The sequence below is a fragment of the Pseudomonas sp. Ost2 genome, assembly GCF_018326065.1.
GTDB lineage: Bacteria > Pseudomonadota > Gammaproteobacteria > Pseudomonadales > Pseudomonadaceae > Aquipseudomonas > Aquipseudomonas gingeri.
In genome coordinates, this window is the sequence record NZ_AP021904.1 from 1,764,583 (window position 1) to 1,786,611 (window position 22,029).

21 protein-coding genes are annotated in these 22,029 nt (G+C 62.2%); 9 read left to right on the top strand and 12 right to left on the bottom strand.

The window, feature by feature from the left end:
* Nucleotides 1-370: 370 nt before the first annotated feature.
* Entirely contained in the window at nucleotides 371-1,084 is a 714-nt protein-coding gene (locus KI243_RS07790; RefSeq protein ID WP_017127814.1) for a UTRA domain-containing protein, read from the top strand.
* Nucleotides 1,085-1,220: 136 nt separating this feature from the next.
* Here KI243_RS07790 and KI243_RS07795 read toward each other — a convergent pair whose 3' ends face one another.
* From KI243_RS07795 to minC, 7 genes are all read right to left on the bottom strand, one after another.
* A complete protein-coding gene (locus KI243_RS07795; RefSeq protein ID WP_042936097.1) occupies nucleotides 1,221-3,392 on the bottom strand; it encodes a mechanosensitive ion channel domain-containing protein in 2,172 nt (723 codons plus the stop codon).
* Between the two features lie 63 nt (nucleotides 3,393-3,455).
* Nucleotides 3,456-3,638 carry a hypothetical protein gene (locus KI243_RS07800; protein WP_017127816.1) on the bottom strand — a complete coding sequence of 61 codons (183 nt, stop codon included), beginning with the start codon at nucleotides 3,636-3,638 and terminating at the stop codon, nucleotides 3,456-3,458.
* 242 nt (nucleotides 3,639-3,880) lie between these two features.
* Entirely contained in the window at nucleotides 3,881-5,170 is a 1,290-nt protein-coding gene (locus tag KI243_RS07805) for a M18 family aminopeptidase (protein WP_017127817.1), read from the bottom strand.
* A 181-nt stretch (nucleotides 5,171-5,351) separates the two neighbouring features.
* The gene (locus KI243_RS07810) at nucleotides 5,352-5,987 is read right to left on the bottom strand and encodes an RluA family pseudouridine synthase (RefSeq protein ID WP_017127818.1); all 636 of its coding nucleotides are present in this window, start codon (nucleotides 5,985-5,987) and stop codon (nucleotides 5,352-5,354) included.
* A 188-nt stretch (nucleotides 5,988-6,175) separates the two neighbouring features.
* Nucleotides 6,176-6,430: a cell division topological specificity factor MinE gene (gene minE / locus KI243_RS07815; protein ID WP_007898843.1), complete on the bottom strand. Its 255-nt coding sequence runs from the start codon at nucleotides 6,428-6,430 to the stop codon at nucleotides 6,176-6,178.
* A gap of 3 nt (nucleotides 6,431-6,433) precedes the next feature.
* The gene (gene minD / locus KI243_RS07820) at nucleotides 6,434-7,246 is read right to left on the bottom strand and encodes a septum site-determining protein MinD (RefSeq protein ID WP_017127819.1); all 813 of its coding nucleotides are present in this window, start codon (nucleotides 7,244-7,246) and stop codon (nucleotides 6,434-6,436) included.
* Nucleotides 7,247-7,449: 203 nt separating this feature from the next.
* Nucleotides 7,450-8,187, bottom strand: coding sequence for a septum site-determining protein MinC (minC, locus tag KI243_RS07825; protein ID WP_042936251.1), 738 nt, complete (start codon nucleotides 8,185-8,187; stop codon nucleotides 7,450-7,452).
* Nucleotides 8,188-8,307: 120 nt separating this feature from the next.
* Between minC and KI243_RS07830 the strand changes: the two genes are divergently transcribed.
* Together KI243_RS07830 and KI243_RS07835 are read left to right on the top strand one after the other, a co-directional pair.
* Nucleotides 8,308-9,243 carry a lipid A biosynthesis lauroyl acyltransferase gene (locus KI243_RS07830; RefSeq protein WP_177085275.1) on the top strand — a complete coding sequence of 312 codons (936 nt, stop codon included), beginning with the start codon at nucleotides 8,308-8,310 and terminating at the stop codon, nucleotides 9,241-9,243.
* Nucleotides 9,244-9,329: 86 nt separating this feature from the next.
* Nucleotides 9,330-10,514 carry a patatin-like phospholipase family protein gene (locus KI243_RS07835; protein ID WP_042936100.1) on the top strand — a complete coding sequence of 395 codons (1,185 nt, stop codon included), beginning with the start codon at nucleotides 9,330-9,332 and terminating at the stop codon, nucleotides 10,512-10,514.
* 67 nt (nucleotides 10,515-10,581) lie between these two features.
* Here KI243_RS07835 and KI243_RS07840 read toward each other — a convergent pair whose 3' ends face one another.
* The 3 genes from KI243_RS07840 to KI243_RS07850 all read right to left on the bottom strand — a co-directional run bounded on the left by KI243_RS07840 (nucleotide 10,582) and on the right by KI243_RS07850 (nucleotide 13,589).
* Nucleotides 10,582-11,385: a Cof-type HAD-IIB family hydrolase gene (locus tag KI243_RS07840; protein WP_177118231.1), complete on the bottom strand. Its 804-nt coding sequence runs from the start codon at nucleotides 11,383-11,385 to the stop codon at nucleotides 10,582-10,584.
* Nucleotides 11,386-11,509: 124 nt separating this feature from the next.
* Nucleotides 11,510-12,298, bottom strand: coding sequence for a VacJ family lipoprotein (locus KI243_RS07845; protein WP_042936102.1), 789 nt, complete (start codon nucleotides 12,296-12,298; stop codon nucleotides 11,510-11,512).
* Nucleotides 12,291-13,589: a serine protein kinase PrkA gene (locus tag KI243_RS07850; protein WP_017127825.1), complete on the bottom strand. Its 1,299-nt coding sequence runs from the start codon at nucleotides 13,587-13,589 to the stop codon at nucleotides 12,291-12,293. Before KI243_RS07850 ends, KI243_RS07845 begins: the two co-directional genes overlap by 8 nt.
* A gap of 237 nt (nucleotides 13,590-13,826) precedes the next feature.
* On the opposite strand from KI243_RS07850, the gene KI243_RS07855 reads away from it, so the two are divergent.
* A complete protein-coding gene (locus KI243_RS07855) occupies nucleotides 13,827-14,186 on the top strand; it encodes a hypothetical protein (RefSeq protein WP_017127826.1) in 360 nt (119 codons plus the stop codon).
* 122 nt (nucleotides 14,187-14,308) lie between these two features.
* On the opposite strand, the gene KI243_RS07860 is transcribed toward KI243_RS07855, so the two are convergent.
* Nucleotides 14,309-15,859 (bottom strand): glycosyl hydrolase family 17 protein, encoded by a 1,551-nt coding sequence (locus KI243_RS07860; RefSeq protein WP_017127827.1) that lies wholly within the window; start codon nucleotides 15,857-15,859, stop codon nucleotides 14,309-14,311.
* Nucleotides 15,860-16,190: 331 nt separating this feature from the next.
* Here KI243_RS07860 and KI243_RS07865 point away from each other — a divergent pair, with 331 nt between their 5' ends.
* From KI243_RS07865 to KI243_RS07875, 3 genes are all read left to right on the top strand, one after another.
* On the top strand, nucleotides 16,191-17,042 hold the full coding sequence (locus KI243_RS07865) for a glycine betaine ABC transporter substrate-binding protein (protein ID WP_042936103.1): 852 nt from the start codon (nucleotides 16,191-16,193) through the stop codon (nucleotides 17,040-17,042).
* Nucleotides 17,043-17,256: 214 nt separating this feature from the next.
* On the top strand, nucleotides 17,257-17,568 hold the full coding sequence (locus tag KI243_RS07870; RefSeq protein ID WP_017127829.1) for a DUF485 domain-containing protein: 312 nt from the start codon (nucleotides 17,257-17,259) through the stop codon (nucleotides 17,566-17,568).
* Nucleotides 17,565-19,223 (top strand): cation acetate symporter, encoded by a 1,659-nt coding sequence (locus KI243_RS07875; protein WP_042936106.1) that lies wholly within the window; start codon nucleotides 17,565-17,567, stop codon nucleotides 19,221-19,223. Before KI243_RS07870 ends, KI243_RS07875 begins: the two co-directional genes overlap by 4 nt.
* A 413-nt stretch (nucleotides 19,224-19,636) precedes the next feature.
* Here KI243_RS07875 and gltA read toward each other — a convergent pair whose 3' ends face one another.
* Entirely contained in the window at nucleotides 19,637-20,926 is a 1,290-nt protein-coding gene (gene gltA, locus KI243_RS07880) for a citrate synthase (RefSeq protein ID WP_017127964.1), read from the bottom strand.
* A 353-nt stretch (nucleotides 20,927-21,279) separates the two neighbouring features.
* On the opposite strand from gltA, the gene sdhC reads away from it, so the two are divergent.
* Together sdhC and sdhD are read left to right on the top strand one after the other, a co-directional pair.
* Complete coding sequence (gene sdhC, locus KI243_RS07885) at nucleotides 21,280-21,666, top strand: succinate dehydrogenase, cytochrome b556 subunit (RefSeq protein WP_177057650.1); 387 nt, start codon at nucleotides 21,280-21,282, stop codon at nucleotides 21,664-21,666.
* Entirely contained in the window at nucleotides 21,660-22,028 is a 369-nt protein-coding gene (sdhD, locus tag KI243_RS07890) for a succinate dehydrogenase, hydrophobic membrane anchor protein (RefSeq protein ID WP_017127966.1), read from the top strand. The genes sdhC and sdhD overlap by 7 nt, the downstream gene beginning before the upstream one ends.
* Nucleotide 22,029 lies beyond the last annotated feature (1 nt).

Below are 22,029 nucleotides of genomic sequence, written 5' to 3' on the forward strand. Positions count from 1 at the left end.
TCAACGCAGAGATTTTTTATCAACAGTTTCTATGACGGTTTTTATAACGTGGTGCAGTGCATCGTTTGGTCTAGGTCAGCAATACCTGAGCCAATTTAAGCCAGCAGGATGACACTTTGATGTCGGCATCAGTCCTGCAAGGTTTTTTGCCCGTAGTGCTCATGACCGTCGAATTAAGCGTAGACCATTTGTAACTAGCTGATATTTATGCGAATTGATGTTCTGGAACGGCCGTCCACGTGCACCGTTTCGTCGCTTTGTCACATATCAGTCATATGCATTGCCTAGGCTGAGCGCTACAACTGGGGACCGCGATCCTGTGCGGTTCTGCCCTCAAACAGTGCTGGACTAGTCCAGATAGGTAACGTTGATGCGCGAAGAGGCACCAAAAGCGGTGACAGCCATCGGTCAGGCGCTCCATGAGCAGATCGAACACGGGCTGTTGCCACCGGGAAGCAAGCTGCCGGCCGAGCGCAAGCTCAGCGAGCTGTTCAGCACCACCCGGATCACCGTGCGCGAGGCCTTGCTGCAACTGGAGGCCCAGGGGCTGATCTATCGGGAGGAGCGTCGCGGCTGGTTCATCTCGCCGCCACGGCTGGCCTACAACCTTATGCAGCGTAGCCACTTTCACGCGATGGTCAGTGCCCAGGGGCGGGTGCCGTCCACCCAGGTGATTTGCGCGCGCCTGCAACCGGCTTCGGCGGCGGTGTGTGACTGGTTGCAGTTGCCGGCCTTGTCCAGCGTGATCCAGATCTGCCGGGCGCGGCGGATCGATGAGCGGCTGGTGCTGTATGTCGAGCACTACCTCAACCCGCAGTACTTCCCGGGCATCCTGGAGTTCGACCTGAACCAGTCGATAACCGAGCTGTATGCCCGCCACTACGACCTGCATTACGGGCGGGTGCGCTTCGAAATCGTGCCGACCTCATTGCAGGTCGAGGCGGCCGCCGCGTTGCGGGTATCGGTGGGCAGTCCGGGCCTGCGGATTGCCCGGGTCAACTACGACCAGCATGAACGGCTGATCGACTGTGACCTGGAGTTCTGGCGGCATGATGCGATTCATGTCGGCGTGGATGTGGTTTAGCGGTCACTCCTGGATTGGCAGGCGACGCGGATTTTGTGGGAGCCGGCTTGCTGGCGATAGCGGCTTTCCAGGCGGCAGCGATGTGGCCATCAGATGGCATCGCCAGCAAGCCGGCTCCTACAATTCAGTGGTGTGTTCAAGATTTTGGCGTGGATTCCGTTTCCGGACCGCCGCCGGCGGTGACCACCTGCACGCTCAGGCGCGGGGTCGCCAGGTCCAGCCCGGCCTCGTCCATGGTGCGTTTCAACGACAGGTTGAACGCCCGTGAGACTTCCCACTGCTTGATCGGCGCGGTCTTGAACCGGGCGCGCAGGATCGCGCTGCCCGACTCGAAGCTCTCGACGCCCTGGATCTCCAGCGGCGACCAGATATTGCGCCGCTGCAGCGGGTCGGTGCGCATCTTCTGGCCGACATCGCGCATCAGCTTGATCGCATCGTCAATCGGCATGTTGTAGGGGATCGCCACCCGGAAGATCGCATAGCCGAACTCCCGCGAGTAGTTCTTGATGCTCTTGATCTCGCTGAACGGGATGGTATGCACGATGCCGTCGATGTCCCGCAGCCGCACGGTGCGGATGGTCAGGCCTTCGACGGTGCCGAGGTGGCCGCCGACATCCACGTAGTCGTCGATGGCCAGGGAGTCCTCGATGATGATGAACAACCCGGTGATCAGGTCCGCCACCAGTGACTGCGCACCAAAACCGATCGCCAGGCCGATCACGCCGGCACCGGCCAGCAGCGGCGTGACGTTCATGCCCATGTTCGCCAGGGCGACGATCAACGCGATGATGAAGATCGCCACGAACAGCACGTTGCGGATCAGCGGCATCATGGTCTGCGCCCGGGCATTGGCCAGGCCCTTGCGCGAGCGGGTCAGGGCGTGATGCACGGCGGTGTCGCTGAGAATCCACACCAGCCAGGCGAAAATCAGCGTGCCGCCCAGGCTGAACAGCCTGACGCTGACCTCGTGGCCTTCGCCTTCGGTAAAGCGGATCAGCGACATGCCCCAGACCCGCAGGCCCAGTTCGATAAAGACCAGCCAGACAAACAGGTGCACCAGGGTGTAGCAAAAACTCTTCAATCGCTCGGAATACAGCGCGTGGCGCTTGTGTCCGCGTTGCGGCTTGAGGGCATGGCGCCGGACCAGGCCGTTGATCACCATGCACAGCACCACCAGCACGGTGCAGATCAGCGACTGGCGCAGGGCGGTGCTGGTATCGCCGGCGGAGACGAAGGTGGCGAACAGCGAGATCGCCACCAGGATCAGGGCGGGGACGAACCAGAAGGTGCCGAGGATCTCGATGGTATCGCTGAGGGCGCGCCGGGTCAGGCGTCGGGACAGCGGCTGGTTGCGGATCAGGTGGGCGATGGGCCGGCGGAACCGCAGGATGAACAGTCCGGTGGACAGCGCCGCCATGACATTGGCGAAGGTCGCGGCGGTGTGCGCCAGGTGGCTGCCGAGGCTGGCGACCAGGCGCGGATCGCCGAGGGCCTCGCCGAACGCGGCAAAACTGCCGATCAGCCACAGCGGCCGGAAAGCCCGGTGCCGCAGGATGTGCAGGGCCTGGTGGCGGTGCGGTCCGTCGAGCACGGAGAAGGCGATCACGCAGATCGCCGAGAAACAGGTGCCGACCACCAGTGCATAGGCCAGCACCATCGCCAGGTCCTTGCCCAGGGACGAGGGCAGGGCGTAGCCCATGTACACGGTAATCAGCAGGGCGATCATCCAGGGACCGAGCTTGCGCAGGGCAAAGCGCAGCAGGTCGACCGTGCGCGGATGCTGGGGCAGTTCCTCGGTCAGGCCGAAGCGCAGGCGGACCCGGTGGCTGAGCCAGATCATGGTCCAGGCGAGGAAGCTCCACAGCAGCAGGATCAGTGCGAAGGCGAAGATGATCGGCAGCCATTCGCTGGCCGGAAGCATCAGCGCGAGCATTTCCTCCTGGGCCAGGTCGAACTCCTGTGACCAGCGATTGAGCGGACTGTCAGTGCCGGTGAACTGTTTCTCGAGGTTGGACAGGGTGCTGCCGATCAGGCCGAGCACGCCTTCCTCGGTGACCGGCTGGGCCTTCTTGGTGCTGTCCCGGAGCTTTTTCAGATCGCTCAGCAGCTTGCTGCGCTGCTGGTCGTTTTCCAGGTTCTTGATCACTTCGTCCAGCGACTGGGCCAGGGGCTCGGTCGGTTGCGGCTGGTTTTTGTCGGCGCTGTTCAACAGGCTGGGCAGGCCGACCGCCTGGGCGGGGGCCAACGGCATCAGCGTCAGCAGGCAGATGAACAGGCAGGCGGGCAGAGCGAAAAGACGGGCGAACACTAGGCAGTCAACCATACGGGATACGGATCGACCGAGTGTACGCCAGCCTCAGGCGTCGCGCATTTATTCAGCTTCAGCCAGTTTGGCGAGGATCTTGTAGACCACGGTGCCGAGGATGCACAACATGCCCAGCCAGATCAGCACGGGACCGGCATTGCGCTCACGGAAGTTGAAGCCGACGGCCAGCATCAACATGCCTGCCAGGATCGGGATAAGCATCGAGTGAAACGCAAGTGGGCTGATCATCGCGACGGCCTTGTCGAGGGGGATACCTTGAGTCTAGGTCGCTTTGGCGGGATGTGTATTGATGTGTATCGGTGATTGCACACCCTGATCGGGTTTGTGTGGGGGCGGGCTATTTGAATGTCTCGCTGGAGGCTCTTGTGACGTGGAGCGTCACGGGCTGCATTCCCACGCAGGGCGTGGGAACGATCAACAAAAGCTTCGCGGGCAAGCCCGCTCCCGCAGGTGCGGTGTTGCGTCGGGGACTACGGCAGTTCGCGGCTGGCGAAGAAGGCGCTGAGGACCTTGACCAGGTGCGCCAGGTCATGGCTGCCCGCGAGTTCGCGGATCGAGTGCATGGCGAAGGTCGGCAGGCCGATATCCACCGTGCGCACGCCCAGGTGGCTGGCGGTGATCGGGCCGATGGTCGAGCCGCAACCCATGTCGCTGCGGACCACGAAGCTCTGCACCGGGACTTCTTCGGCCATGCACAGGTGGCGGAAGAAACCGGCGGTTTCGCTGTTGGTGGCATAGCGCTGGTTGCTGTTGACCTTGATCACCGGGCCGGCGTTGAGTTTCGGGCCATGGTTGGCGTCGTGCTTGTCGGCGTAGTTCGGGTGTACGCCATGGGCATTGTCGGCCGAGACCAGCAGGGATTTCTGGATCGTCCGGACGAACTCGTCGCCTTCGGGCAGCAGGCGGCGCAGGGTCTGTTCGAGCATCGGGCCGTCGGCGCCGCAGGCGGAACAGGAACCGACTTCCTCATGGTCGTTGCAGACCAGGACGCAGGTTTCCTCGGTGTCGGCGGTGAGCAATGCTTGCAGGCCGGCGTAGCAGGACAGCAGGTTGTCCAGGCGGGCGCCGGCGATGAAGTCGCCGTTGAGGCCGATCACGGCGGCGGCCTGGGTATCGTAGAAACTCAGCTCGTAGTCGAGCACCACATCGGCGTTGAGGCCATGTTCGCGGGCCAGTTGCTCGGTGAGCACGGCGCGGAAATCCACCCGCTCGTCACCGGCGAACTGGGCGAGGATCGGCGGCAGTTCGTTCTGCGCATTGATCGCCCAGCCCTGGTTGGCTTCACGGTTGAGGTGAATCGCCAGGTTGGGAATGGTCGCGATGGGGGCCTTGAAGTCGATCAACTGGCTTTCGACCTTGCCGTCGCGGCGGAAGGTGACGCGGCCGGCCAGGGACAGGTCGCGGTCGAACCAGGGGGCGAGCAGGGCACCGCCATAGACTTCGACGCCCAGTTGCCAGAAGCCCTGGCGCTGCAGTTCGGGTTGCGGCTTGACGCGCAGGCACGGGCTGTCGGTGTGGGCGCCGACCATGCGAATGCCATCGAGCAGTGGCGAAGCGCGGCCGAGCTTGATGGCGACGATGGAGGAGTCGTTCCGGGTGACGTAGTAGCGACCGTTGGCTTCGGTGTTCCAGGTCTCGCGTTCGTCGAGACGCTGGTAACCCGCCGCTTCCAGGCGCTGGACCAGGCTGGCAGTGGCATGAAAGGGGGTGGGGGAGGCCTTGAGGAAGTCGATCAGGCCTTGGTTCAACTCTTCGCGCATAAGTAGCTCCAGACAGCAGTGCCGGAAGTTTACCGTATCTTGTGGGAGCCGGCTTGCCGGCGATGGCGGCCTTGAGGTTTGTGCCGTTCTCACGGGCTCTATCGCCGACAGGCCGGCTCCTGCGGGGAGCTTGGCAGTGGCGAAAGCGAAGCCGGTTTGTCCTGGTAGCGTTTGCGCGATATCAGAAGGGGGCGGGGCACTCGAAGCGCAGGCGTTCGCCACTCTGCGGGTGGGTGAAGCTCAGCATGCTCGCGTGCAGGCACAGCCGTGGCCAGGCCGCCAGTGCCTGCGGATGGGCGTACAGGCCGTCACCGAGCAGCGGATGGCCAATGGAGAGCATGTGCACGCGCAACTGGTGCGAGCGTCCGGTGATCGGAGTCAACTCGACACGGCACCAGTCACCCTGGCGTTCCAGCACTTTCCAGAAGGTCAGCGCGTGCTTGCCGAACTCGTGGTCGACCACATGGCGGGGCTTGGTCGGCGGGTCGTAGCGCAAAGGCAGGTCGATGCTGCCGCTGTCCAGTTCCGGCTGGCCCCAGCACAGCGCGGTGTAGGCCTTTTCGGTTTCGCGGTCATGGAACTGCCGCGACAGTTCGCGGTGGCTATCGGCATCGCGGGCCAGCAGGATGATGCCCGAGGTTTCCCAGTCCAGCCGGTGCACGATACGGGCTTCGGGGTAGCCGTTTTCCTGCAGGCGGGTGATCAGGCAGTCCTTGTTGTCATCGGCCCGGCCCGGGACGGAGAGCAGCAGGGTCGGTTTGTCCACCACCAGTACGGCGGCGTCCTGGTGGATGATGCGGATATTGGACAGCGGCATTAAAACAGTCTCGTAACAAACGCCAACGGCGGCCCGATGATATTCACCCGACTGTAGGAGCCGGCTTGCTGGCGATCGCATCGACGCGGTTTACCTGATAAACCGAGTTGATTCTATCGCCAGCAAGCCGGCTCCCACGACAGTTAAGGGTGAATATCACCGAGCCGCCGTGGCTCCCACCGGATCGATCAACGATCAGGCAGGGTGATATTGAGTTCCAGGATCGAGCAGCTGCCCTGGTTTTCCAGGGCAACGTGCACGTCATCGGACCCGATATTGACGTACTTGCGGATCACTTCCACCAACTCCTTTTGCAGGGCGGGCAGGTAATCCGGGGTACTGCGTTGGCCGCGTTCGTGCGCCACGATGATCTGCAGACGCTCTTTCGCGACCGACGCGGTGCTTACTTTTTTGCTGGCACGAAAGAAGTCAAAAAGGTTCATTGCTTAGTTGCCTCCAAACAGGCGCTCGAAGAATCCCTTCTTCTGTGCATCGAGGAAACGATGCTCGACGGTCTTGCCCAGCAGACGGTCAACCGCGTCGCTGTAGGCCTGGCCAGCATCGCTCTGGTCGTCGAGGATCACCGGTACGCCCTGGTTGGAGGCCTTGAGCACCGCCTGGGATTCCGGGATCACGCCCAGCAGGGTCACTGCCAGGATTTCCTTGACGTCTTCGACGCCGAGCATTTCGCCCTTGCTCACGCGCTCCGGGTTGTAGCGGGTCAGCAGCAGGTGTTCCTTGATCGGCTCTTCGCCTTTCTCGGCACGACGCGACTTGCTGGCCAGCAGGCCGAGCATGCGGTCGGAGTCACGTACCGAAGAGACTTCCGGGTTGGTCACGACAATCGCTTCGTCGGCGAAGTACATCGCCAGGTGGGCACCGGTCTCGATACCGGCCGGGGAGTCGCAGACCACGAACTCGAAGGTTTCCTTGAGTTCCATCAGGACTTTTTCCACGCCTTCCTTGGTCAGCGCGTCCTTGTCACGGGTCTGGCTGGCCGCCAGCACGTACAGGTTCTCCAGGCGCTTGTCCTTGATCAGGGCTTGCTGCAGGTTGGCTTCGCCGTTGACGACGTTGACGAAGTCATACACCACGCGGCGTTCGCAGCCCATGATGAGGTCGAGGTTACGCAGGCCGACGTCGAAGTCGACGATCACTGTCTTGTGGCCGCGCAGCGCGAGGCCGGTACCGATGGCGGCGCTGGTGGTGGTCTTACCCACACCACCCTTGCCGGATGTAACCACGAGAATCTTGGCCAAGGTGTTTCACCCCTAAGGAAAAAGGACTTTCCAGTCCCTGAAGAACGTCACTGAAAAACAACTGTAGTCGTGCAGCTTCAACTGGGAGACGACGAAATGTTCAAAGTACCGGGGGTAAATGTTTACATTTCGTGTTTTCTTACGTCGTTGAAGCTGTTTTCGCTACGAGAAGGCGACGTTTTGGAAATGGCGGCAAGTATCCGTTAAAGACGGATGATGTTCAACACGTCGCCGGACAAGCTGATCTGAACGCCCGACCCCCATAGCGGATCGCGACGCAAATCCTCGGAAACCTTGTACTGGCCGGCAATCGAGATCAGTTCGGCACTCAACTGCTGGCAGAAAATCCGCGCCTTGGTGTCGCCCTTGACGCCGGCCAGGGCACGACCACGCATCGGCCCGTAAACATGGATGTTGCCATCGGCCAGAAGTTCCGCGCCGGGGCTGACGGAAGACACCACCACCAGGTCGCCGCCCTGGGCGTAGACCTGCTGGCCGCCGCGTACCGGGGTGGTGATGATTTTCGTCGGCTTGATGGTCGGCTCCGGCGGTTTTTCCGGTTTTTTCTTCACTTCGCCTTCCGTCGGATCGACCGGACGTTCGCGGGCACCGGACGGCGGCAGGACGGGCAGGTCGATGGCAATGGCGGCGGCAATGTCTTCGATGCGGTTGGCGCGGATCGCCAGGGTCCGCAGGCCGTGTTGCCGGCAGACGCGCATCAGGCCGGGCAGGTCGATGGCGCCCTGGTCGGCGGGCAGCTTGTCCAGCGCCAGGACCAGCGGGGTGTTGCTGAAGAAGTTGGGGGCCTGGGCAACCTTGGCGGCCAGTTGGCGGTCGAGGACATCGAGGTTGTTCTGCGACAGTTCCAGCACCGTGATGGCGAGCATGCTGCCCTTCAGCTGGAACACGGGATCCTGGTCTAGCGGTTCGGTTTGGCTCATGGTCGGCATAACGCGGCTTGTCACTAAAAGTGCCGAGACTTATAACGAGAACGCCCGCGCCCCGCAAGCCGGGTCGAACCGTTGTAGAATGCGCGGCCCTGTGTCTGTCCGGAATCATTAATGGATCGCCCGCGTTTTCGAGCCGCTTTTTTTCACCCACGCTACTGGTTGCTCTGGTTGGGGCTGGGGCTGTTGTGGTTGATTGTCCAGTTGCCTTATGGCGCGCTGCTGTGGATCGGCCGTGTGCTGGGGGCGTTGATGTATCGGGTGGCCGGTGAGCGCCGGCGGATCGCCGCGCGCAACCTCGAGCTGTGTTTTCCGGAGAAGTCCGCCGCCGAGCGCAGCCGTCTGCTCAAGGAGAACTTCGCCTCCACCGGGATCGCCTTCTTCGAAATGGCCATGAGCTGGTGGTGGGCCAAGCCGCGCCTGGCGCGCCTGGCCCATATCGAGGGAATCGAGCATCTGAAGCAGGCCCAGCTCGAGGGCAAGGGCGTGATCCTCATGGCCCTGCATTTCACCACCCTGGAGATCGGTGCGGCCCTGCTCGGCCAGCAACACACCATCGACGGCATGTATCGCGAGCACAAGAACGCGCTGTTCGATTTTATCCAGCGCCGTGGGCGTGAGCGGCACAACCTCGATTCCCTGGCCGTCGAGCGCGACGACGTGCGCGGCATGCTCAAGTTGCTGCGCTCCGGCCGGGCGATCTGGTACGCCCCCGACCAGGACTATGGCATCAAGCAGAGCATCTTCGTACCACTGTTCGGCATCCAGGCGGCGACCGTCACCGCGACCAGCAAGTTTGCCCGCCTGGGCAAGGCGCTGGTGGTGCCATTTACCCAGGAGCGCCTGGCCGATGGCAGCGGCTATCGGCTGGTGATCCATCCGCCGCTGGCGGATTTCCCCGCCGACTCCGAAGAGGCCGATTGCCTGCGCATCAACCGCTGGGTCGAAGTGTCGTTGCGCGAATGCCCCGAGCAGTACCTGTGGACCCATCGCCGCTTCAAGAGCCGGCCGCCGGGAGAGCCCAGGCTCTACGATAAAAAACGCCGCTAAACCGTCGCCTGCCCTTGCTGCAAGGGAAGGCCCTGGTGTATCAGGTAGCTCATGATGACGAGCTACCTGATTGACGGAGTGTCGCGATGAGTCCAGCTGAACCGGTTACCGGCCTGATTCTCTCGGGTGGGGGCGCACGAGCCGCGTATCAGGTGGGAGTGCTGGCGGCGATTGCCGAGCTGTTGCCGGCCGGGGCGGCCAACCCGTTTCCGGTGATCGTCGGCACGTCGGCGGGGGCGATCAATGCGGTCAGCCTCGCCAGCGGGGCGATGAACTTCACTGCCGCCATCGAGCGCCTGACCGCCTTCTGGCAGAACTTTCGCAGTCACCGGGTATTGCGCAGCGACTGGCCAGGGGTGATCCACCAGGCGACCCGTTTTGTCGGCCACAGCCTGCTCGGCCTCGGTGCGCAAGTGCCGGTGGCCCTGCTCAACAGCTCGCCACTGCGCGATCTGCTCAACGAAAAGATCCATCTGCCGGGCATCGAGCAGGCCATCGAGCACCAGCAATTGCGTGCCGTCGCGGTGACCGCCTTTGGTTATGAGTCGGGCCAGGCGGTGACCTTCTACCAGGGCAAGGGCACCATCGACTCCTGGTTGCGCCATCGCCGCATCGGCCTGCCGACCCAGTTGACCGTCGATCATCTGCTGGCCAGCTCGGCCATTCCATTGCTGTTCGCACCGGTCAAGCTCGACCAGGAGTATTTCGGCGACGGCGCCGTGCGGCAGTCGGCGCCGATCAGTCCGGCACTGCACCTGGGGGCCAGCCGTGTGCTGGTGGTCGGGGTCAGCGGCAACCCGCGCGGGGTCGATACCCAGGCCACCACCGAACGCATCTATGGCGGGCAGCAGCCGAGCCTGGCGCAGATCGGCGGGCATATGCTCAACAGCACCTTTATTGACAGCCTGGAAAGCGACATCGAGTTGTTGCAGCGACTGAACCAGTTCAGTCAGTTGCTGCCGCCGCAACCGCGCAGCCTGGGCCTGGCGCCGGTGGACGTGCTGGTGATCGCGCCGAGCCAGCCGATCGATGAGATCGCCGCGCGCCATCGCCATGAGCTGCCGCCGGCGTTGCGCCTGTTCCTGCGCGGGCCGGGCGCCACCAAGACCAGTGGTGCCGGCGTGCTCAGCTACCTGTTGTTCGAGGCCGGTTACTGCAGCGAGTTGATCGAGCTCGGCCGCCGCGATGCGATGGCCAAGCGGGACGAGCTGTGTCGCTTCCTCGGCCTGCCCCAGGCTTCGGTGATGTTACAGACAGCTTCCGCACTGTAGGCGCTGGCTTGCCGGCGATAGCGTCTACAACATCACTGCAAGGGCCTCATCGCCGGCAAGCCGGCTCCTACAGCAGGTGCTCCGACAGGTAGCGGGCGACCGACTCCTCGGTGCAGGCACCGATGGTTTCGTGTTCCGGCAGGGCCTGCATCACCTTGTGATGGGCGGTGCCCATGATCAGGCCCTTGCCGGCCATCGTGAGCATCTCGACATCGTTCATGCCGTCGCCGAAGGCGATGCATTGGCTCATGGGCACATCGAGGAATTCGGCGAGCTTTTTCAGGGCGTTGCCCTTGGACACGGTGCTGGCCATCATTTCCAGGCACCAGGGCGCCGAAAAGGTGCTGTGCACCGCGTCGCCCACCAGGGCCTTGAGTCGTCCGTCGAGCCGCACCAGCGCGTCGTGGTCCTTGTTCCTGTGGATAAAGAACACTTTCTCGATCGCCTCGACCGGAAACGCATCGACAGCCAGGACCGTGGGCTGGAAGTCATCGTTATGGTTGAAGTCCTCGAGCAACTGGCTGTCGGCGTTGGTGATCCAGCGCGAGTCGCAGTAGGCGTTGATCACCAGGTCCGGGTCGGCCCTGGTCGCGTCGAGCAATGCCCGGACCACGGGTTCCGCCAGGTGCTCGCTGGCCGTCAGGTTCTTGCAGGCGCTGGTGATGCGGGCGCCGTTGGAAGTGATCAGGTGCACCGGCAGCGAGTAGTCGCGCAGGATCGACTCGACGTCGGGTTGGCTGCGACCGGTGGCGATCACCACGTGCCTGCCGGATTCGACGAGCCGGGTCAGGACCGACCGGGAAAACTCGCCGATGCGGTCGTCCGCAAGCAGCAGGGTTCCGTCCAGATCGGAGGCGATGAGGCTGTACATGGTGGTGTCCTTGACCGTGGGGAGTAGCAGGAGTCTGCCCGGCAGGACGGTAGAGATCAATTGTGTCGTTCGGTTGACAGCGACCCGCCCCGGACGGAGCGGGCCGCTGTCCCGGGCGGGGCGATTACTCGGCGATCTGCAGCTTGCGCGCCTCGGTATACACGTAGCGCACCTTCTCGTATTCGAACGGCGAGTTCAGCTGACCGTAGCGGAAACTGGTGGTGTAGCGCTTGTCGATGGCCCGCAGGGCGTAGATTTCCGGATGGTTTTCGCTGACCTCGGCGACGTTGAGGAAGTTGATCTGGGATTCGGCGGTGAAGTCGAAGACCAGGCCGCCGGTATCACGCAGGTTCGACGGGCCGAAGAACGGCAGCACCAGGTAGGCACCGCCCGGCACGCCATAGAAGCCCAGGGTCTGGCCGAAGTCTTCGCTCTGGCGCGGCAGGCCCATCTTCGTCGCCGGGTCCCACAGGCCGGCGACGCCGATGGTGGTGTTGAGCAGCAGCCGCCCGGTGGTTTCCAGCGAACGCTTGCCCTTGAGCTGGAACAGGCTGTTGAGCAGGTTGGAAATATCCCCCAGGTTGCCGAAGAAATTGCTCACCCCTTCGCGCAGGAAGGTCGGCGTGACATAGCGGTAACCGTCGACCACCGGCAGGAACACCCACTCGTCGAAGCGGTAGTTGAAGTGGTAGACGCGGCGGTTCCAGGACTCCAGCGGGTCGTAGACGTTCAGCGCGTTGAGCGTCGAGCGTTCGAATTCGCGCTGGTCCAGGCCCGGGTTGAACTTGAGTTTCTTCAACGGCTCGGTGAAGCCATCCGGGTCGGGTACCACGGTGTCGTGGGCCTTGCTGTTGTCCGCCTGGGCGTAGCCTGCGCAGAGCAGGGCAGCGATAAGCATCAGATGTTTAGCCACGGAAAAACTCCAGCATGGCGTCTGCGTTGACGCGGTAATTGAGGTTGCCGCAGTGACCGCCGTGAGGGTAGACGGTCAGGCGGTCGCCAAAGGTGCTGCGCAGGAAGCCCAGGTCGCCCGGACCGAGGATGACGTCGTCGGCGTTGTGCATGACGGCGATTTTCGGGCTGTCATGCAGGTAGTCCTTGAGGGCATAGAGGCTGACCTGGTCCACCAGTTGCAGCAGGCTGCCGCCGTCGGTACGGGCGCGCCACATCGGAATCACCTGTTCGGTCAGGTAGCAGTCGAAGTCGCATTGCAGGGCACGCTTGAGCATGGGCGTCAGGCTGGTGCCCTCGGTGATCGGGTACTTGGGCGGGGTGATCAGGCCGCGGCGGTTGATCAGGTCCGAGGTAAAGGCGATGTCCGCGGCCGAGAAACGGAAAGACGTGCCGATCAGCATGGCCATCTGTTCGTTGGTCAGGTGCTGCCTGGACTGCTGGAAGTCGTAGAGCAGGGCGTCGTTGAGGTCGATATAGCCTTTCTGCTGGAAGTAGCGGGTCAGCTTGGCCAGGACCAGTTCATAGAAAGTCGTGGTGTTGTTGATGCCCTTGACCTCGGTCTGGACCAGCTTGTCGAGGTTGGTGATCGAGGTATAGAGGTTGACCGGCGGATTGAGCAGCAGGACTTTCTTGAAGTTGAAGCTGCGGCGGGTCTCGTCCAGCTTGCTGACAAAGGCCGCATCCAGGGCGCCGAGGCTGTAGCCGGTGAGGTAGAAGTCGGTCACCGGCAGTTTCGGGTTCTGCGCCCGTACCGCCTGCATCACCCGGTACATGTCTTCGGCGTCTTCCTTGCTCACCCCGGGCGTGGCGAAGCGCGAGGCGGCGCTCATGAAGTCGAAGCTGGTGGGCGACGACAGCTGGACGACGTGGTAGCCGGCCTTGTAATAGAGCTTTTTCAGGTACTCGTTGATGCTGCTGTCATAGCGTGCGCCGGTGCCGGCGATCAGGAAGATCAGCGGCGCGGCGTGGTCCTGCCGGGCGATGCGGTAGGTGAGCTTCTTGACCGCCCAGAAGTTGTCCGGGAGGGTGAACTCGCGTTCCGGTCGCAGTTTCAACTGGTAGTCGGACTGGTCGATGTCCTCGTTGCTGGGCAGTTGCGGGCGCAGTTCCGGCGGGGTCGTGGCGATGGTCGCTTCGAACGGGTTGGTCAACGGATAGCCATAGCTGGCGGCGTCGACATCGACCGCCAGCGCGGACGCACTCAAAATGAGGCCGCCGATGAAAGCAGCGAGGCGCAGAGAACGGAGCATGACTACATCCCTTTAAAGGAGAATGCTGAATGGGGGTCGCAGGCTATGACCACTACGCTAGTGCCGAAGTGCCATGTCCCATTGCATAAATAATGCAATCGGCGTGTATTCATTCAGACCATAGCCTACAGACGATACACTTTGCCTCATTTTGCTGACCAGCCAGGCGTTGTTTACGCTTGCATGCGCCGTCTTGGCGATTATGCTGGGCGCCGTTTTCGCCTATCGGAGTTGTTCATGTCCCGCCGTCTGCCGCTGATCCTGCTGTTTATCGTCCTGCCCCTGTGGCTGGCTGCCAGTTACGGCGTGCGCTACGGGTTGATGGAGGACGGGCAGTGGGTCGGTATCTGCGTCGATGAGGCGCTGCGCTGGGAGTGCCAGGCGCGTTCGAACCTGGGCTGGCTGATTCATTTCAAGGTGTTGGGCTGGGCTGCCCTGGGCGCGGCGGTGCTGGCGTTCCTGGTGCCGGGGCGTGCCGGTCGGGTGCTGGCGGTGCTGGCACTGCTGGTCGGTTTTCCGGCGCTGGCGTTGTACAACACCAGCCTGGCGGTGTTTGCGGTGGTGATTGGCGGGTTGCGCCTGGTCAGGTCGGCCTGAGCGCAGGTCTCGACCTGTAGGGGCCGGCCTGCTGGCGATTGTGGTGTGTCAGGCAACAAGGTAGTTGACTGCGACATCGCAATCGCCAGCAAGCCGGCTCCCACGGACCAGGCTCCCGCGGATCAGGGGCGTACGCGCAGGCTGCGCCATAGCGCGGCGACCATCAGTACGCTGACCGCCGCCCAGCCCCAGGCCTGCGGGTTTTCCAGGCCTTCGCGATACAGTTGCGGGGCGATCCCGGCGCCGATGATAAAGGCCAGCAGGGCGGTTTCCCCGCGCGGGGCGCGGACCGGGCGAACCAGGAAGGCCAGCGCCGGCAACAACAGCGCCGCACTCGGGAAGCTGCGATAGCGCGGGTCCAGGACCAGTTCCAGCATCATCACCGCGCCGGCGAACCCGGCGCTCGCCAGCAGCCAGCCGGCCCGTCGCTCCAGCCATTCGAAGGCGCCCGCGCGCCAGTCGGCCCGGCTGCCCAGGGCCAGGGCGGCGTGGCTCAGCACCAGCAGGTTCAGGCCCAGCAGCAAGGCTGCCCAGATCCATTCGCTGGCAAAGCGGCTGGTCACCCGCGCCAATTCACCCCACGCGCCGATGGAACAGGCGGCCAGTGCGCCGAGCAGCGGCAGGACCAGGGCGGCCCGGGTGGTGCGCACGCGCCCACCGATGAGCAGGGTGCCGAGCAGGACCAGGCCACCAAACGCCAGCCACTGCGGCCAGTACGGCAGGTTCGATACCGGCCCGGCGAGGATGCCCTTGTCCTGGCGGTCGGCGTCGAACAGTCCCCAGTAGCCGCCGACCGCACCTTCGCTGCCGCGCTTCCAGGGCTGGTCGAAGGCTTCAATCAGGTTGTAGTGCCAGCCGTTCTGTTCGGCCAGGGTGACAAAGCCGCGAATGAAACGGGCTTCGTTGACCCGGCTCGGCAGCGCGGTTTCGCGCTGGCGCCCTTCGCTCGGCCAGCCGGTTTCACCGATCAGGATATCCTTGGGCGCGAAGCGGTTGCCGAAGGTCTGGCGAATCTGCGCCACATGATCGATGGCCGCGTCGATTCCCGCCGGATCGTCTTCCCAGTAGGGCAGCAGGTGGATGGTCAGGAAATCCACCGCCGGCGCGACGTCCGGGTGGCTGAGCCAGAATTCCCAGACGTCGGCATAGGTCACCGGCTGTTTCACATGCGCCTTGACCTTGTGGATCAGCCTGACCAGCTGTGGCGCCGTGACTTCCTTGCGCAGCAGGGCTTCGTTGCCGACGATCACCGCGGTGACCACGTCGGCGTTGGCGTTGGCCGAGGCGATCAGGGCATCGACTTCCTTTTCCGTGTCCACCGGGTTGCTGTTGACCCAGGCGCCGATCATCAGCTTCAGGCCGTGCTTGCGCGCCAGCTCCGGCAGGGCCTCCAGGCCGGTCATGGAGTAGGTGCGAATGCACTCGAAGCGGGTCGCCAGCAGGGCCAGGTCGGCATCCATGCGCTCCGGGCGCGGCTTGAACGGCTGGTCGAAGGGCGATTGATCCTTGTCGAACGGTGTGTAGGACGCGCATTGCAGCTTGTGCGTCGGGGTCGCGGCATCCGGCAGGATCACCGGCTGGCCGAGGCCGTACCAGAAACCACAGAGGGCGAAAATGCCCAGCAGGCAGGCGAACAGATAGGGCAGGAGCGGGAAGCGGGCGGTGGCGGGCATGGTCAGGCCGTCTGGGAACAAAGCCGCGCATATTACCCGGAATTACCCGGGCCTTGGGCCTGTGCAGTATTTTGTCATGCAAAGTTCGGGCGCAATAAATGTGGGACTTTTCCGAAGCGTTGATTGCTGGCGTTCTGATGTCGTTTCTCGCTGCCTTGAGGTCGCTGCCAGAGCAGGTCGATTGACGGGTCGGGTTGATGATCAGGGCGTCAGTACTCCGCTGATGATCGAACGGGTTTGGCCGTGAGGCGTGAAGGGGGCGCCGTGCACCATAACTATACGTTGATGCCGCTCGACAGCCGTCGGGCGCAGCACTTTCGGGGAAGTAACGATGAAGATGCGACGACTCTTAGGCGCAGGTGCCGCTCTGGTGCTTGCGGTCAGCTCCAACCTGGCCAGTGCCGATGCCAAGACCGTGACCATTGGTTACGTCGATGGCTGGTCCGATAGCGTTGCCACCACCAACGTGGCGGCTGAAGTGATCAAGCAGAAGTTGGGTTACGACGTGAAGTTGCAGGCTGTCGCCACCGGGATCATGTGGCAGGGCGTCGCCACCGGCAAGCTCGATGCGATGCTGTCGGCCTGGCTGCCGGTCACCCATGGCGAGTACTGGGCCAAGAACAAGGACAAGGTGGTCGACTACGGCCCCAACTTCAAGGACGCCAAGATCGGGCTGATCGTGCCGGAGTACGTCAAGGCCAAATCCATCGCCGACCTCAAGGACGATACGACCTTCAAGAACAAGATCGTCGGTATCGATGCCGGCTCGGGTGTGATGCTCAAGACCGACCAGGCCATCAAGGACTATGGCCTCGACGCCTACAAGCTGCAAGCCAGCTCGGGCGCGGCGATGATCGCCGAACTGACCCGTGCCGAAGAGAAGAACGAATCCATCGCCGTGACCGGCTGGGTACCGCACTGGATGTTCGCCAAGTGGAAACTGCGTTTCCTCGACGATCCGAAGGGCGTGTACGGCGCGGCTGAAACCGTGAACAGCATCGGCAGCAAGGGCCTGGACAAGAAAGCGCCGGAAGTGGCGGCTTTCCTGAAAAAATTCCAGTGGGCCTCGAAAGACGAAATCGGCGAAGTCATGCTGGCGATCCAGGACGGTGCCAAGCCTGAAGTGGCGGCCAAGGACTGGGTTGCCAAGCACCCCGACCGCGTCGCCGAGTGGACCAAATAATACCCCGAAGGCTCTAGACCGTTGTATCGAAGGCCGCCCGGCAGTCCTGCCCGGCGGCCTTCGTGTTTCCGTTTGTTGAAGATTTGCCTCGCAGCCTGCCGTCGCCCCGAATCTGGACTAGTGTCGTTCTAATACTAAGGTCGTCTGGTTTCGCTTCCACAGCCGCCTAAAGTGAAAAATGTTTCATCTCATCTGTGCTGCGAGGATAAAAACAATGAACGACAGCATTTACCTCTCGATTCAGAACAGCCCGCGTTTCAAGGAGCTGGTCAGAAAAAGGGAACGATTCGCCTGGATTCTTTCGGCGATCATGCTTGGGTTGTATTCGGGCTTCATTCTTCTGATTGCGTACGGGCCACAGGTGCTGGGCGCCAAGCTCAGTCCCACGTCTTCCGTTACCTGGGGGATACCGATTGGTGTCGGGCTGATTGTTTCGGCCTTTATTCTCACGGCAATCTACGTGCGTCGCGCCAATGGCGAATTCGACGACCTGAACAATGCGATTCTCAAGGAGGCTCAGCAATGATCCGGCGTCTTCTAGCAGCCTTGGGCGTCATGGCCTTCGCTCCCACCCTGTGGGCCGCCGATGCGTTGGCCGGCGAAGTGCACAAGCAACCCCTCAACGTCTCGGCGATCGTGATGTTCATCGCGTTTGTCGGTGCCACCCTGTGCATCACCTACTGGGCCTCCAAGCGCAACAAGTCGGCTGCCGACTATTATGCGGCGGGCGGCAAGATCACCGGTTTCCAGAACGGCCTGGCGATTGCCGGCGACTACATGTCGGCGGCGTCCTTCCTGGGGATTTCCGCGCTGGTGTTCACCTCCGGCTACGATGGCCTGATCTACTCCATCGGCTTCCTGGTGGGCTGGCCGATCATCCTGTTCCTGATCGCCGAGCGCCTGCGCAACCTGGGCAAGTACACCTTTGCCGACGTGGCGTCCTACCGCCTCGGGCAAACCCAGATCCGTTCGCTGTCGGCCTGCGGTTCGCTGGTGGTGGTGGCGTTCTACCTGATCGCGCAGATGGTCGGTGCCGGCAAGCTGATCCAGCTGCTGTTCGGCCTCGACTACTATGTGGCGGTGATCCTGGTAGGCATCCTGATGTGCCTCTATGTGTTGTTCGGCGGCATGCTGGCCACCACCTGGGTACAGATCATCAAGGCGGTGCTGCTGCTGTCGGGTGCCTCGTTCATGGCGCTGATGGTGATGAAGCACGTCAACTTCGACTTCAACACGCTGTTCTCCGAAGCGATCAAGGTTCACCCCAAGGGTGAGGCGATCATGAGCCCGGGCGGCCTGGTGAAAGATCCGATCTCGGCGTTCTCCCTCGGCCTGGCGCTGATGTTCGGCACCGCCGGCCTGCCGCATATCCTGATGCGCTTCTTCACCGTGAGCGACGCCAAGGAAGCGCGCAAGAGCGTGCTGTATGCCACCGGTTTCATCGGCTACTTCTACATCCTGACCTTTATCATCGGCTTTGGCGCGATCCTGCTGGTCAGCACCAATCCGGCGTTCAAGGATGCCGCGGGTGCCTTGCTGGGTGGTAACAACATGGCGGCGGTACACCTGGCCAACGCGGTGGGTGGCAGCGTCTTCCTCGGCTTCATCTCGGCGGTGGCGTTCGCGACCATCCTCGCGGTAGTGGCGGGTCTGACCCTGGCCGGCGCTTCGGCGGTGTCCCATGACCTGTATGCCAGCGTGATCAAGAAGGGCAAGGCCAACGAGAAGGATGAGATCCGGGTGTCGAAGATCACCACCATCGCCCTTGGCGTGCTGGCGATCGGCCTGGGCATTCTCTTCGAAAGCCAGAACATCGCGTTCATGGTCGGCCTGGCGTTCTCCATTGCCGCCAGTTGCAACTTCCCGGTGCTGCTGCTCTCCATGTACTGGAAGAAGCTGACCACCCGTGGCGCCATGATCGGCGGCTGGATGGGCCTGGTCAGCGCGGTGGGCCTGATGATCCTCGGCCCGACCATCTGGGTGCAGATCATGCATCACGAGAAGGCTATCTTCCCGTATGAGTACCCGGCGCTGTTCTCGATGATCATTGCGTTTGTCGGGATCTGGTTCTTCTCCATCACCGACAAGTCGGCCGCGGCCGAGAACGAGCGGGCGCTGTTCTTCCCGCAGTTCGTGCGTTCGCAGACCGGTCTGGGGGCGAGTGGGGCGGTTTCCCACTGAGGGAGTACCGGCTTCCCTATATAAGTTGTGCCGAAACGAAAAGCCCTGGTCGAGAGACCGGGGCTTTTTTATGGGGGCGCAGGTGGCGGCCTTGAATCTCGTGCTGCCTGTCAGGGCCTCTTCGCGGGCAAGCCCGCTCCCACGGTTGGGTGTCGACCGCAAGCCGGTGTAAGACACGAACCTGTAGGAGCCGGCTTGCTGGCGATGGGAGCGCCGGGGTGGATCAGGTACGCCGCGTTACCGTTCATCGCGGGCAAGCCCTGCTCCCACGGGACGGTGGCACACCTTGTGGGAGCGGGCTTGCCCGCGAAGGCGGCAGTGCGGGCGCCAGGAGTGTCCGCGGGCAGAAACGAACAGGGCCTCCAGATGGAGGCCCTGTCGGGTGCAGTCAAGGAGCTACCGTAAGGTAAACCTTACTTGCGGTCTTCCAGCTTGGTGATGTCACGCGACTCGTAGCCGGTGTACAGCTGGCGTGGACGGCCGATCTTGTACGGGCTGGAGAGCATTTCCTTCCAGTGGGAGATCCAGCCGACGGTCCGCGCCAGGGCGAAGATCACGGTGAACATGCTGGTTGGAATGCCGATCGCCTTGAGGATGATCCCCGAGTAGAAGTCGACGTTCGGGTACAGCGAGCGCTCGATGAAGTACGGATCGGTCAGGGCGATCTCTTCGAGGCGCATGGCCAGTTCCAGCTGAGGATCGTTGTTGATGCCCAGTTCCTTGAGGACTTCGTCGCAGGTCTGCTTCATCACGGTGGCACGTGGGTCGCGGTTCTTGTAGACCCGGTGACCGAAGCCCATCAGCTTGAACGGATCGTTCTTGTCCTTGGCCTTGGCGATGAACTTGTCGATGTTCGAGACATCGCCGATTTCATCGAGCATGGTCAGTACCGCTTCGTTCGCACCGCCGTGGGCAGGGCCCCACAGTGCGGCGATACCGGCGGCGATACAGGCGAACGGGTTGGCACCCGAGGAGCCCGCCAGACGAACGGTGGAGGTCGATGCGTTCTGCTCGTGGTCGGCATGGAGGATGAAGATCCGGTCCATGGCCTTGGCGAGCACCGGGCTGATCGGTTTGATCTCGCACGGGGTGTTGAACATCATGTGCAGGAAGTTTTCCGCGTACGACAGGTCGTTGCGCGGGTACATCATGGGTTGACCCATGGAGTACTTGTAAACCATCGCTGCCAGGGTCGGCATCTTGGCCACCAGGCGGACCGCGGAAATTTCGCGGTGCTGGGGGTTATTGATGTCCAGGGAGTCGTGGTAGAAGGCCGACAGGGCGCCGACCACGCCGCACATGACGGCCATCGGGTGGGCGTCGCGACGGAAGCCGTTGAAGAAGGTCTTCAACTGCTCGTGCACCATGGTGTGGTTCTTCACGGTGCTGACGAACTTGGCTTTCTGCTCTGCGGTCGGCAGTTCGCCGTTGAGCAGCAGGTAGCAGGTTTCCAGGTAGTCCGATTTCTCGGCAAGTTGCTCGATCGGGTAGCCGCGATGCAGCAAAATGCCGTTATCGCCGTCGATATAGGTGATTTTCGACTCGCAGGACGCAGTCGACATGAAGCCAGGGTCGAACGTGAACCGGCCCGTGGCCGTCAGGCCCCGCACGTCGATTACATCGGGACCAACGGTGCCGGTTAAAATGGGCAGCTCGACGGGGGCTGCGCCCTCGATGATCAACTGCGCTTTTTTGTCAGCCATGTGGCCTCCTATTTATGCTTGAAATCATCAGACAGGCCCCCCACGCAGGGCCCGCACCACTATAGTGAGATAAATTCGAAAGTCAATTTGCCAAAAGTCATGCGCCAGAGGGCTTTGAGCGCCATTTTTCCTCGAAATTGACGGCTATTTACGCCTTTTATCCCACTAACGCAATGCACCATTAGGGGTAGTCCTTTGCGTTGTCATTAGTAGCCTAACTGTCTATACTCGGCGTCCGACCGCCAGGGGCTTTTGGGCCTGTTTTCATTGGGGGTCGTCACTCCCTGGGTGGTGGGTACCTGACCAGTGCACTTGCCCAACAACTTTGCCCTGATTGTTAGGGGCTCTTCAGTGTGAAAAAAGCCGTGAAAAGCCAACGACCTGTAAACCTAGACCTAAGGACCATCAAACTCCCAGTCACTGCTTACACGTCCATTCTTCACCGTATCTCCGGTGTCATCCTCTTTGTCAGCCTAGCCATCATGCTCTACGCATTGGACAAGTCGCTGAGCTCCGAGGAAGGCTTCGGTCAGGTGAAAGCGTGTCTGACCAGTCCGCTAGCCAAGCTAGTGATTTGGGGCATCCTGTCCGCCTTGCTGTATCACCTGGTTGCCGGCGTGCGCCATCTGATCATGGACATGGGCATCGGTGAGACGCTGGAAGGCGGCAAGCTGGGCTCGAAAATCGTTATCGCCGTTTCCGTGGTGGTAATCGTTCTGGCAGGAGTCTGGATATGGTAACTAACGTCACGAACCTCTCGCGTTCGGGCCTCTATGACTGGATGGCACAGCGCGTGTCGGCGGTCGTTCTCGCGGCTTACTTCCTGTTCCTGATCGGATACATCATTGCGAACCCAGGCCTGGGCTATGCCCAGTGGCATGAGCTGTTCTCTCACGGCTGGATGCGCATCTTCAGTCTGCTGGCCCTGGTGGCCCTGGGCGCTCACGCCTGGGTCGGCATGTGGACCATCGCGACCGACTACCTGACGCCGATGGCGTTCGGCAAGTCCGCGACTGTAGTGCGTTTCCTTTTCCAGGTGGTATGCGGCGTTGCGATGTTCGCGTACTTCGTCTGGGGTGTGCAGATTCTCTGGGGTATCTGAT

What these genes read in the sequence shown, in the direction of transcription:
- KI243_RS07790 (WP_017127814.1), top strand. Translation starts at nt 371, where the DNA reads ATGCGCGAAGAGGCACCAAAAGCGGTGACAGCCATCGGTCAGGCGCTC.
- KI243_RS07800 (WP_017127816.1), bottom strand. Translation starts at nt 3,638, where the DNA reads ATGATCAGCCCACTTGCGTTTCACTCGATGCTTATCCCGATCCTGGCA.
- KI243_RS07805 (WP_017127817.1), bottom strand. Translation starts at nt 5,170, where the DNA reads ATGCGCGAAGAGTTGAACCAAGGCCTGATCGACTTCCTCAAGGCCTCC.
- KI243_RS07810 (WP_017127818.1), bottom strand. Translation starts at nt 5,987, where the DNA reads ATGCCGCTGTCCAATATCCGCATCATCCACCAGGACGCCGCCGTACTG.
- minE (WP_007898843.1), bottom strand. Translation starts at nt 6,430, where the DNA reads ATGAACCTTTTTGACTTCTTTCGTGCCAGCAAAAAAGTAAGCACCGCG.
- minC (WP_042936251.1), bottom strand. Translation starts at nt 8,187, where the DNA reads ATGAGCCAAACCGAACCGCTAGACCAGGATCCCGTGTTCCAGCTGAAG.
- KI243_RS07830 (WP_177085275.1), top strand. Translation starts at nt 8,308, where the DNA reads ATGGATCGCCCGCGTTTTCGAGCCGCTTTTTTTCACCCACGCTACTGG.
- KI243_RS07835 (WP_042936100.1), top strand. Translation starts at nt 9,330, where the DNA reads ATGAGTCCAGCTGAACCGGTTACCGGCCTGATTCTCTCGGGTGGGGGC.
- KI243_RS07840 (WP_177118231.1), bottom strand. Translation starts at nt 11,385, where the DNA reads ATGTACAGCCTCATCGCCTCCGATCTGGACGGAACCCTGCTGCTTGCG.
- KI243_RS07850 (WP_017127825.1), bottom strand. Translation starts at nt 13,589, where the DNA reads ATGCTCCGTTCTCTGCGCCTCGCTGCTTTCATCGGCGGCCTCATTTTG.
- KI243_RS07855 (WP_017127826.1), top strand. Translation starts at nt 13,827, where the DNA reads ATGTCCCGCCGTCTGCCGCTGATCCTGCTGTTTATCGTCCTGCCCCTG.
- KI243_RS07860 (WP_017127827.1), bottom strand. Translation starts at nt 15,859, where the DNA reads ATGCCCGCCACCGCCCGCTTCCCGCTCCTGCCCTATCTGTTCGCCTGC.
- KI243_RS07865 (WP_042936103.1), top strand. Translation starts at nt 16,191, where the DNA reads ATGAAGATGCGACGACTCTTAGGCGCAGGTGCCGCTCTGGTGCTTGCG.
- KI243_RS07870 (WP_017127829.1), top strand. Translation starts at nt 17,257, where the DNA reads ATGAACGACAGCATTTACCTCTCGATTCAGAACAGCCCGCGTTTCAAG.
- KI243_RS07875 (WP_042936106.1), top strand. Translation starts at nt 17,565, where the DNA reads ATGATCCGGCGTCTTCTAGCAGCCTTGGGCGTCATGGCCTTCGCTCCC.
- gltA (WP_017127964.1), bottom strand. Translation starts at nt 20,926, where the DNA reads ATGGCTGACAAAAAAGCGCAGTTGATCATCGAGGGCGCAGCCCCCGTC.
- sdhD (WP_017127966.1), top strand. Translation starts at nt 21,660, where the DNA reads ATGGTAACTAACGTCACGAACCTCTCGCGTTCGGGCCTCTATGACTGG.